This is a genomic window from Acinetobacter sp. YH18001, from assembly GCF_013416975.1.
Lineage (GTDB): Bacteria > Pseudomonadota > Gammaproteobacteria > Pseudomonadales > Moraxellaceae > Acinetobacter > Acinetobacter pseudolwoffii.
Genome location: NZ_VPEU01000014.1, coordinates 50,607 through 61,708, shown reverse-complemented (window position 1 = coordinate 61,708; position 11,102 = coordinate 50,607). Strand labels below are relative to the sequence as shown.

Below are 11,102 nucleotides of genomic sequence, written 5' to 3'. Positions count from 1 at the left end.
CCATATTGTCCGGCTGGATATTAAATCAAAATTGGTTATTAAGCAGAATAATGATTTATATGAAGATCCTGAAGTACATGTTTCTCCACGTTATGAAAAGACAAAATCATCAACTCGATCCAAACTAATCACAATATCGGGACTAATTATTATTGCGATTCTTGTTGGGCTTGTTTATAACAAATACCAAAGCTACCAAGTTCAAAAACAGCAGAAGCTTGAACAACTGATGGTAGAGCAGCAACGAATCGTAGTTGAGCAGCGAGCGGCACAAGGTGATTTAGCTATGGAGGGATTATCTGAGCAGGGTAGGCAGAATCTAGAAAATCGTGGTGCTGAGTTACCAAGCCAAAGTTACTCTATTAATCCGAAAACTTCAGAGACGGCTTCGCAATCTATATCTCAATTTAAATGCGATGGTCGAGAACACTGTAGTCAGATGGGTTCTTACGAAGAGGCTTTATTTTTTATCAGGAACTGTCCAAATACTAAAATGGATGGTGACGGCGATGGCATCCCGTGTGAAAGCCAATTTTAAGATAGAATCAAAAAGCACCTTAAGGTGCTTTTTGATTGAAAAACAAATTTAAGCTTCACAGAAATTCATAAAGGCTCTCAGGCCTGGCCCCTGATATTTCTGGCGATGTACCAGCATAAACAATGGACGCGTTAGAGACCAGAACGGAGTATTGAGAATCACCAGTTGACCTTTCTCGCGTAAAGGCTCAATCGCAAGTTTGGAAATACAGGACATGCCGATTCCGCCTGCTACGATTTTCAAAATTGCTTCATTATGGCCAAGTGTCAGACGGATATTGGCATCCGGCACATCTTTCAAAATGGCATTATCAAAGACTTCGCGAGTACCTGAACCTTCTTCGCGCAGAATCCACTCTACAGATTTGAAATCTTCCGCGGTCAGCTCACGGTTCAATTGCGCTAGGGGATGATCCGGTGCACAGCACACCGCCAGCTCATCATCGCGCCAATGGATACATTGCAGTTGTGGCAGATGACAGGAGCCTTCGATCAAGGCCAGATCCAGCTGGAACTGATTCACCGCTTCAATCATTTGACGGGTATTACCAACTTGCAGCTGTAAATGCGCTTGAGGCTGAATTTTTAGAAAATCGGCCATCAGGTCAGGAATCAGGTAATCTGAAATGGTCAGGGTTGCACCTAAACGTAAATCGATACTTTGAAGCTCACCTTTCGCAACCTGTTCAAAAGATTCGCATCGACCTAAAATTTCCAGCGCTTGAGGGAGAAGAAAGCGCCCCAGGTCATTGAGCTGTAAACGTTTGCCTAGACGGTCAAATAATGGAGCACCCAGACCATCTTCCAGATCTGCTAAAGCCATACTAGCCGCACTTTGAGTAAGTTTGACGGCATCGCTAGCCTTCGTTACGGTACCCTCTTGTGCCACTGCTACAAAAACAGCCAATTGGCGTAAAGTCATGCGCATGAGTAGAGCCTTAACATTTAAAAAATATTAATAAATTATATTGCCATGCTACCATGAGCACAGTCTTTCATGCCACGTTGAAATCATGTCAATTGAAAAATTTAGCCTAGAAAAAGTTTTATCTGTACACCGCTGGACCAATACATTATTCAGTTTCACCATGACACGCCCGGCACACTTCAAATTCACTGCGGGGCAATTTGCGCGTATTGGCCTGCAGGTGGGAGATGAACTGGTGGTTCGTGCCTATTCGGTGGTGTCATCTCCTTTTGATGAAACTCTGGAGTTTTTTTCGATTGTGGTTCCAGAAGGTAAATTTACCTCCAATTTACAGCACCTTAAAGTAGGGGATGAGCTGTTTCTGGAAAAAATTCCCTATGGTTATCTGACGCTGGCCCGTTATCAGTTGCCCTTACCCAAAGACTTGTGGTTATTGGGCACTGGAACTGGTCTGGCACCGTTTCTGTGCATGTTGCAAGACTTTGAAACCTGGAGCAAATACGAAAAAATCAATCTGGTATATAGCGTGCGTAGCCGGGCTGAACTCGCTTATGTGGAACGGATTCAGGAAATTGCCGAAACCTTTGGCGAAGGACATAGCGGATTTAAATTTATTCCGATTATTACCCGTGAGCCTGATGCACCTTTGCACGATCGTTTACCGGTGCTGATTGCCAATGGTGAACTGGAAAAAGCCGTAGGTATGCAGCTCAATCCGCAAACCACCCATGTCATGCTTTGCGGTAACCCGGAAATGGTCGATGATACCAAAGAAGCCTTAAAAGCCCGTGGCCTGATCATGAACCGGCGTGGCGAAGGCAATATTGCAGTCGAGAATTATTGGTAAGTCTGAATTGCAGATAAAAAAGCTCATCCTTGGATGAGCTTTTTTATCTGCAAGGTGAATAATGACAGCTTAGTGCAGAATCTTGTTCAGGAATTGCTGGGCACGCTCACCACGCGCTGTATTAAAGAAATCATCTTTACTGCAATCTTCCACAATTTTTCCCTGATCCATAAAGATGACCCGGTTGGCAACCTGTCGGGCAAAGCCCATTTCGTGGGTGACACACATCATGGTCATGCCTTCTTTGGCCAGACCGACCATGACATCGAGCACCTCATTAATCATTTCAGGGTCAAGCGCAGAAGTTGGTTCATCAAACAACATGGCAATCGGATCCATGCTCAGCGCACGGGCAATCGCGACACGTTGCTGTTGTCCGCCAGAAAGTTGTGCCGGGAATTTATTGGCCTGTGCACTTAAGCCGACACGATCCAGATAGGCAAGTCCTTTCTGTTTGGCTTCGGCTTCAGAACGACCCAATACCTTGATCTGGGCAATGCTCAGGTTCTCGGTAATACTGAGATGCGGGAACAATTCAAAATGCTGAAATACCATGCCCACGCGACTTCTTAGTTTATTTAAATTGGTTTTCGGATCATTAATTTTAATTCCATCGACCAGAATACTGCCTTGCTGAACAGGTTCCAGACCATTGACAGTTTTAATCAGGGTGGATTTTCCTGAACCGGAAGGACCACAAACCACCACCACTTCACCTTGCCGAATCTGGGTGGTACAGTCGGTCAGTACCTGAAAATCTTTATACCATTTACTGACATGCTGGAGGTCAATCATGACTTTGGCTTCGTTCATACAGTTAACCTCTGCTGTAATTTTTTAACAATATAGGTGGCGATCATACTGATGGTGAAATAGACCAAACCGGCAAAAAGAATATATTGGGTGAGTAAACCCATCAGGTCACCACGCACATAATTGGTGCGGAAAAAGTCCAGCAGGCCAATTGCATACACCATGGTGGAATCCTGAAACAAAATAATGGTCTGTTGTAATAATAGCGGTGTCATTTTGCGAAAGGCCTGAGGCAGTACAATCAGGCGCATGGACTGGCCATAGCTCATGCCGAGGGCAGAGGCCGCATCTGTTTGTCCCTTCGGAATAGACTGGATTCCGGCACGGACAATTTCGGAAAAATAGGCGGCTTCAAACAGCATAAAAGCCACAATACTGGACACCAGTGCCGTATCCATGGTCAGATATTTTCCAGTCACCCCAGTATAGATAAAAGGCACAGCGAAGTAGAACCACATCAGTACCAGCAGCAGGGGAATCGAACGGAACAGATTGACATAACCCTTGGCAATCCAGTTCAACACCTTGATTGAAGACAGCCGCATCAATGCCAGTAAGGTGCCAATAGAGACCCCGCCAATGGTGGCAAAAAATAAGACTTTTAAAGTAATACTCAGACCATGCCATAGGGCAGGTGCGGATAATTGTAAATCCTGAAAAAATGCAGTGAACCATTCCATTATTTAGTCCCCGCAATCAGACCGGGCACCTGAAGGCGCTTTTCCAGAAAGTTCATCAAGCCAATCAGGCAGACATTGATCAGGATAAAAATCAGGGTGACATAGGTGTAAATCTCAATGGTATTTTGCGTATATTCGCTGATGGTTTTCATCTGGGAAATGAGTTCCGCAACCCCGACCAGTGAGGCCACCGAGGTGTTCTTGACACAGTTGGTCAGTTCAGAACTTAAGGGGGGTAAGATCATGCGAAAAGACTGCGGTAAAATCACATAGCGATATAATTGTGTGGTGCTAAACCCCATAGCATAGCCGGCATTGATCTGCCCGGGTGGAATGGCTTCAATCCCGGTACGCACCTGCTCACAAACCCGCGCTGCGGTAAACAGTCCCAAACCAATACTGGCTGAAATCAGCGCCGTGGTATTGGCTCCCAGATCATTGATCCACCAGCTTTGAATGCTGTTCGGCAGAAAATTCGGAACCACATAGAACCAGATAAATAACTGGATCAGTAAAGGCACATTCCGAAAAATGGTGACATAAGCGCTACCAATCGCCCGGGCCGTTGGGCTGGGCAAGGTGCGCATGATGCCCAGCAGGCTACCCAAGAGCATGGCAATCGACCAGGCTACAATCGCAATGACCGCTAACCAGCCGAGGCCAGTCATGATCCAGTTGAGATAGGTGCTATCACCAATCCCGGTCGGTTGTAATAAGACACCCCAATTCCAGTTGTAATTCATGATCACTCCAAAATGGGCTTAAACAGGTGATGCTTAAGCAGATGAATAAGATTCAGAGTCTATTGATCGCGATCATGCGGGGTGCTGATCAGGGCCTTCAAGTCATCAGACATGGCAAAGTTCAGGTTGATATTTTTCGGTGGAATTGGCGACTGGAACCATTTCTGGTACATGCTATTGATTTCACCGGAGCTATATGTGGCTTTAATCGCGTCATCTACCACCTGCTTAAATTCGGGGTCTCCCTTACGTAACATACAGCCATAGATTTCATTGATGGGCGCTGTACCCACAATGTGCCATTGTTGCGGATTTTTAGCCTTGGATTTTTCTCCCGCCAGTAAAATGTCATCCATCATAAAGGCAGCAGCACGGCCACTTTGCAGCATTAAAAAGGATTCTGCATGGTCTTTGGTCGAAATAATTTCACCAATGCCCAATTCTTTTTCATGCTGACGAATATAGCGTTCCGATGTGGTGCCGGCAGTGGTCACCAGTTTTTTGCCTTTCAGATCGCTAAAATCTTGAATACCAGAATTGGTTGCGGTTAATAGACGGGAACCTACTTGAAAAAAGCCGACAGAGAAATCGACCTGTTGCTGGCGTTCCTTATTATTCGTCGTTGAACCACATTCCAGATCAACCGTACCGTTGGAGACCAGTGGAATCCGGTTCTGGCTGGTCACCAAGTTGTAGCGGATTTTTAAATCAGGAAGATTCAGCTTTTGTTTGACGGCTTCGACCACTTTTAGTTGCAGGTCATGGGCATAGCCGACCGGCTGATTCGGATTGTCAGCGATATAAGAAAATGGAATCGAGGAGTCACGATAACCTAATACAATCGTGCCGGACTGTTTGATCTTATTGAGCGTGCCAGAAGTATTCTGGCTGCCTTGCTGATTGCTTGGTGCCTGATTATCACTACAGGCACTCAGTCCCAAGGTCAGGGCACTGGCACACAGCAGCGTAGCGAATTGAGTCTTTGCTTTCATCGTGAAACTCCATTTTTCATTTTCAATTATTATGAGTACGCCCGTTTTCAGGTGCTGCTAAGACAATATTCTGATTATTGCTATAAAGTCTAAGTATTCGTTTATATTCATCTTAGTTGATGATTCAAGCATGACTCAAGCTGAATTTATTGCTGAAATGTTACTGAATCAGAAAAGGAAATCTGCGAGATGCTCAAAGGAATGCAAATAAATAAAGAGATTGAACTACAAGCATAAGAAAGAAAAAGTCATAAAAAAACCTCCAAACTGGAGGTTTTTTTATCGGTTCAAGCTTAATGCACAAACATATCCATCGATTCACGAATTTCTTGAATGGCCGTTTCGACATCGGAACTGAGCCAGGTCGGTTCAAAGAATCCAGCGTAGTGCTCAAGACGATCCGCAGGGACGACTAAGCGTACCGGACAATCCTCTTCCAATAAACGCCATGGAATAATTGGCACTTCATTGTCAAGCCATGCTGTTACATCTCGGATATCGATAATCATTGCGTTGACACAGTCCGGGAAAGGCATCACGGAAAACTCTTCAGTACGACGACGGAAATACTCCAGGTCTTGCCAGCGCAGTGCAAAACTCGGTTTACTGAATTCGATAATCCCGATCAGATGCTGATCGCGAGTATGATGCAAAGTGCATTGGTGGGTGACATCAGTGTCAAGATCCAACGATACACTTTGTTGACGATACGCCATAGAGCTCGATGAAATAAAAAAATGAGGGACACATTATAGCCCATTTTATAGAAACTGAGCAGTGCTATTGTTTAGCGCAAATTTTAGTGTTGGTTCTGCCCTGAGGTCGCGTACTGAAGCTCTTGAATTTCAAAGGACTGCATACCACTCAGGCAACTCAAGCAAACTGGGATTGGAAAAGAATGGAGAAGCTAAACCTCATTATCAGATTGATTATAGAGCCTTTTTCTTTTCTGATACGCTTTATATAGCTCTATAAGAAGGTTTAAGCGAATAGTGTTGCAATTATTCAAGCGATTAGATGTGTTGATCTGCCAGTAATTTTCTATGTCATTCACATGAGGGGAAAATGAATAGCAGGATAATACTGAGTTAAACCCATTCACCATCAACCAGTAGCGATCAGTGAATTAAAAATGAGCACGATTGCTTAAAGATTATTCTAAATATTATTCATACATATAACTTACATCCCGTCACCATCTCACCATGTTTTGTCACAGAAGCTGTTTTAACTGCTTGTTATGCTAAAAATCTACTTATGAATAACAAAGAGTGAGGATGGTTATGGTCGATGATTTCAATAAAAAACCACCTTTAGATCATCAGACAGCAGTGACGCAAAAAAAGCGTATTCCTGTTTATATCTTGATTTTGGTAGGTATCTTTTTACTGGCATTACTGTTCTATATGTTTGCTGACATGAATCCAGACGCAAATGATGCACCTGCTGGACATCCGAACCCTAATGTGCAACCTGCGACACCAAACAATACGACTCCAGTCGGTGAACCTACAGAAGCTACTGCAACGCTAGGCGATGGAACAGAAGCAACAGCAACTGCGACAGATGATGCACAGGCGGCTCGATAACTCAGACATATATCAAAAGCTCTAGTGAAACCACTGGGGCTTTTTTGCAATATATTGTGATGTTTAAGCTAATGATAGCTAGCTGGCTCAAGTCTAAAAACATCAAATCTGAAGGTGAATCCGAAAGAAGAAGGGGCTGAATGTTTCAAGGATAGGCTCCCGATTTCAGATAAATAGCTTAATAACAAAGAGGGTAAAACAACATGAATGATTATATGAGAAGTCCGCGTGGCGGCTTCGACGCCATGTATTATTGGGATCAGTTTCATCCCATTCTGAGTGCAATTGCCATATTAGTCATTGGTTGGATCATTGCATTACTGGTTTCGGCAGCAGTCAAGAAAGTCTTGCAAAAACTTGGAACCAATACACACTTAAATACGGCGACAGGCCATCGCTCTAATATCGAAAGTATTATTGCCCGGGTGGTGTTCTGGATTATTCTGATTATTGCCGTAATTGGTTCACTGAATGTACTCAACCTGACCAGTATCAGTGGTCCTTTCAGTAATATGATTCAGCAATTCCTGTTATTTATCCCGCAGTTACTAGGTGCAATTGCAGTCGGATTCATAGGGTGGATTGTCGCCAACCTGGTGAAAATAGGGCTACAAAAGCTACTTGACCGAACCCAACTAGACGAAAAACTCAGTGCTGAAGTGGGTGTCAGTCCCATTAGTCAGAACATCAGTGAAATTGCTTATTGGTTAATTTTATTACTGTTCTTGCCAATCGTACTGTCTATTCTGGGACTCAACGGTCTGTTGTTACCAGTTCAGAATATGCTGACTGATGTCGTAAGCTACTTACCAAATATCTTTATTGCTGCAGTGATCATTTTTGTCGGTTATATTCTGGCAAAAATTGTTCGCGGTATTGTTGAAGGCCTATTAAACAGTCTGAATGTACAACAACAAGCTGAAAAAGTAGGTATTTTCAAAAATTCCAATGTGGCACAGGTGATTGGTTCATTCATCTTCGCCGTCGTGATCATTACTGCATTGATTATTGCTTTTGAAGCATTGGGTGTCGAAGCGATTTCTCAGCCTGCCACGGCAATGCTGTATGAAATCATGAATGCCATTCCGAATATTATCGCTGCTGCCTTAATTCTGATTCTGGCTTATGTGGTCTCTAAACTGGTCGCACGTCTGGTGGTTGAAGTGGTATCGGGTACAGGTGTTGATGAAATTCCTGCCAAACTGGATGTACAGCGTTTTTTAGGCACCACTAAACTTTCGAGTGTGGTCGGTTATCTGATCGTATTGTTCACCATGTTATTTGCGGTGTCCGAAGCAGCAGACCGTCTCGGCTTTGAACAGGTGAGCGGCCTGATTGCGATGTTTATTTACTTCGGCGCCAACATCTTGCTCGGTGCCGTGATTCTGGTGATCGGTTTCTGGCTGGCAAATATTGTCGCGAACATCGTACAACGCGGTGAATATAACAGCTCACGCTGGTTAGCGAATCTGGTGCGTGTCCTGATTATGGGCTTGGTCGTTGCCATGGGTCTACGTGCCATGGGTATTGCCGACTCGATTGTGAACCTTGCATTTGGTTTAACGCTGGGTGCTGTCGCAGTAGCATTTGCTCTGGCCTTTGGTCTGGGTGGTCGTCAGCCTGCGGAGCGAGTTTTAACAGATCTGATTGATAAAGCAAAACGCGAAGCCAAAGAACCGAATCCAGTCAAAGATCAAGCTGAAAACAGCATATTTTCAGGATTAGGTGCTCAGAGTACTTCAAGTACAACGGACATGGCAGGCACGACAGGTGCAGCGATGGGGATGGGTTCTACAGATACATCAATGGGACAATACTCCGACCGTTCACAAAACATGACCGGTACTGCTGATTCTTCAACCACTACGCCAGGAGCAGGTATTGTGCCAAATCAAGATTCAGACGCAGAGGGTACTACGCCAATGAGTACGGACTTATCGCATACCACACCGGCAATCCTCACCACTGCACCGCAGGATGATGAATCATTGGGTATTGATCCGGTCAATCCGGATGCGGATCAAGCCGTACCTGATTCAGTAAAAGTCGATCCGACTCATCCGCCAGTCAATAATCCATTTGGTTCAACCGGAGAAAAAGAACCAAATGTCGATATTGATCGTTCCACTCAGAAAAAAGATGACCTGAAATAACCTGTCATTTTTAACCAAAATCGGCCACGCTCATGTGGTCGATTTTTTTCAGTCACGAGGAAAAATAAATGAATAGCAAGAAACCCAACAAAGTTCTGGCTCCTTTGGTTATCGCGGGAATTACCATTGGCTTTTTTACCGCGGCCTATCGATTTATTTTTGTGAAGAGCAAACAGGACGAGCAGTCAGAGCGAGCGCTGGATAGGAAAATACCTGATACAGACGAATTTAACTGAAAGAATTCTGCTGAATAACAAACAATAGAATTTGGCCTTTAAGAAATATATAATATTCAGGTGAATACTAAAATGATTTTGGTATTCTTCTTGCATTAAAAATATAAAAAAGGGAGATCAACATCATGTGGCAAACACTATCATATACATTCAAGAACACTTCAGCAGATGAAGCACCGCTATATTTGCGAGAAGCCACTCGAAAAATGCAGCTGACGATTGACCGTTTAGGAAATACGGCCAATCTCAAGCTGTTTAAGACAGATTATCTGGAATGAACTAAATATCAGTCTTGATGATCTATTGATTAAATATATTCCGATGCGGCATGCGCAGATGACCATGCCCATTGGAAATTATAGCCGCCCAAATGTCCGGTAACATCCAGCACCTCACCAATAAAATACAGGCCTTTCTGCTTTTGACTTTCCATGGTTTTTGAAGAAACCTCGCTGGTATCCACACCGCCCAAAGTCACTTCCGCAGTACGGTAGCCTTCTGTTCCGGATGGTTTCACTTCAAAACCATGCAGCCGTGTCGCAATCTGCTCCAGTTGATTATCACTGATATTGCCAATTGCGGTTTCAGTGACGTCAGTCCAGATTAGACTCTGTAATTCAGCCACGACACTTTTCGGTAAAAATTCATTGAGTAAAGTGCGCAATAACACTTTGGGCTGGCTTTGTTTTTTGGTTTTAAAGAAATCCAGTAAATCTACACTTGGTAAGAAATCGACTTGAAAGCTTTGACCGACATTCCAGTAATTGGACAATTGCAGGGAGCTTGGGCCACTTAAACCACGATGGGTAAACAGCAGTGCTTCGGTGAAACTGTTGAGCTCATTGGAGAGTGTCGCTTCTACGGCATTGCCACTCAAACGAGTCGTCACCTCCTTAAATCCATCAGAGAAAGTGAAGGGCACCAAACCGGCACGGGTTGGATAAACATGATGTCCAAACTGTTTTGCGATATCATAGCCAATGCCCGAACCCCCCAGCGTCGGGATGGACAAGCCACCTGATGCCACCACTACAGATTCAACCTCAAAATATCCAATTGACGTGGCGACTTGAAATCCTTGATCATCGACTGGATTGACTGCTTTTACTTCGCAGCTGGTTTTAAGATCGACCAGACCGGTTTTATCACATTCTGCCAATAGCATTGACAGAATATCTTTTGCACCATTGAGGGTAAACAGTTGTCCATGTTTGCGCTCTTCATAAGCAATACCATATTCACAGACCAGGCCAATAAAGTCCCAATTGCTATAACGCGTTAATGCTGAAATCACGAAATGTGGATTATGCGAAATATAATGGCTTGGTTCGACCTCCAGATTGGTAAAATTACATTTACCGCCGCCAGACATCAGGATTTTTTTGCCAACTTTATTGGCTTTTTCCACCACTACGACTTTACGCCCACGTTGTGCAGCCATATACGCCGTCATTAAACCTGAAGCACCGGCACCTATGACGAGAACATCGTATTGCTTGGAAGACATAAAACACTCGAGGGAGAACAAAAGGAAAGCATTATAGACAATTTTATTTCCGCTTTCTCTATTCCTGAGCAATCAAC

The 11,102-nt window shown here is 44.0% G+C and carries 13 protein-coding genes; 6 read left to right on the top strand and 7 right to left on the bottom strand.

The window, feature by feature from the left end; translation table 11 throughout:
* Positions 1–538, top strand: a 538-nt coding sequence (locus tag FTV48_RS06770) for an excalibur calcium-binding domain-containing protein (RefSeq protein WP_179999770.1), incomplete at its 5' end; no start/stop codon positions are given.
* 48 nt (positions 539–586) lie between these two features.
* Here the strand turns inward: FTV48_RS06770 and gigC are convergent.
* A complete protein-coding gene (gene gigC / locus FTV48_RS06765; protein WP_005169640.1) occupies positions 587–1,465 on the bottom strand; it encodes a LysR family transcriptional regulator GigC in 879 nt (292 codons plus the stop codon).
* An 85-nt stretch (positions 1,466–1,550) separates the two neighbouring features.
* Between gigC and FTV48_RS06760 the strand changes: the two genes are divergently transcribed.
* Positions 1,551–2,312 (top strand): ferredoxin--NADP reductase, encoded by a 762-nt coding sequence (locus tag FTV48_RS06760; protein WP_100355586.1) that lies wholly within the window; start codon positions 1,551–1,553, stop codon positions 2,310–2,312.
* A gap of 69 nt (positions 2,313–2,381) precedes the next feature.
* Here FTV48_RS06760 and FTV48_RS06755 read toward each other — a convergent pair whose 3' ends face one another.
* From FTV48_RS06755 to FTV48_RS06735, 5 genes are all read right to left on the bottom strand, one after another.
* On the bottom strand, positions 2,382–3,107 hold the full coding sequence (locus FTV48_RS06755) for an amino acid ABC transporter ATP-binding protein (RefSeq protein ID WP_171063342.1): 726 nt from the start codon (positions 3,105–3,107) through the stop codon (positions 2,382–2,384).
* Positions 3,108–3,121: 14 nt separating this feature from the next.
* Positions 3,122–3,805, bottom strand: coding sequence for an ABC transporter permease subunit (locus FTV48_RS06750; RefSeq protein WP_179999768.1), 684 nt, complete (start codon positions 3,803–3,805; stop codon positions 3,122–3,124).
* Positions 3,805–4,548 carry an amino acid ABC transporter permease gene (locus FTV48_RS06745; protein ID WP_179999766.1) on the bottom strand — a complete coding sequence of 248 codons (744 nt, stop codon included), beginning with the start codon at positions 4,546–4,548 and terminating at the stop codon, positions 3,805–3,807. The genes FTV48_RS06750 and FTV48_RS06745 overlap by 1 nt, the downstream gene beginning before the upstream one ends.
* Positions 4,549–4,607: 59 nt before the next feature.
* Positions 4,608–5,540: a transporter substrate-binding domain-containing protein gene (locus FTV48_RS06740; RefSeq protein WP_074383456.1), complete on the bottom strand. Its 933-nt coding sequence runs from the start codon at positions 5,538–5,540 to the stop codon at positions 4,608–4,610.
* A 293-nt stretch (positions 5,541–5,833) separates the two neighbouring features.
* Positions 5,834–6,256: a hypothetical protein gene (locus tag FTV48_RS06735; protein ID WP_005097893.1), complete on the bottom strand. Its 423-nt coding sequence runs from the start codon at positions 6,254–6,256 to the stop codon at positions 5,834–5,836.
* A 567-nt stretch (positions 6,257–6,823) separates the two neighbouring features.
* Here FTV48_RS06735 and FTV48_RS06730 point away from each other — a divergent pair.
* From FTV48_RS06730 to FTV48_RS06715, 4 genes are all read left to right on the top strand, one after another.
* Positions 6,824–7,129 carry a hypothetical protein gene (locus FTV48_RS06730; RefSeq protein ID WP_005097890.1) on the top strand — a complete coding sequence of 102 codons (306 nt, stop codon included), beginning with the start codon at positions 6,824–6,826 and terminating at the stop codon, positions 7,127–7,129.
* A gap of 203 nt (positions 7,130–7,332) precedes the next feature.
* Positions 7,333–9,282, top strand: coding sequence for a mechanosensitive ion channel (locus tag FTV48_RS06725; RefSeq protein ID WP_100358012.1), 1,950 nt, complete (start codon positions 7,333–7,335; stop codon positions 9,280–9,282).
* 68 nt (positions 9,283–9,350) lie between these two features.
* Positions 9,351–9,518 carry a hypothetical protein gene (locus FTV48_RS06720; RefSeq protein WP_005097883.1) on the top strand — a complete coding sequence of 56 codons (168 nt, stop codon included), beginning with the start codon at positions 9,351–9,353 and terminating at the stop codon, positions 9,516–9,518.
* A gap of 125 nt (positions 9,519–9,643) precedes the next feature.
* On the top strand, positions 9,644–9,796 hold the full coding sequence (locus tag FTV48_RS06715; protein ID WP_167381268.1) for a hypothetical protein: 153 nt from the start codon (positions 9,644–9,646) through the stop codon (positions 9,794–9,796).
* 29 nt (positions 9,797–9,825) lie between these two features.
* Here the strand turns inward: FTV48_RS06715 and FTV48_RS06710 are convergent, their stop codons facing one another.
* A complete protein-coding gene (locus FTV48_RS06710) occupies positions 9,826–11,025 on the bottom strand; it encodes an NAD(P)/FAD-dependent oxidoreductase (protein ID WP_179999764.1) in 1,200 nt (399 codons plus the stop codon).
* Positions 11,026–11,102 lie beyond the last annotated feature (77 nt).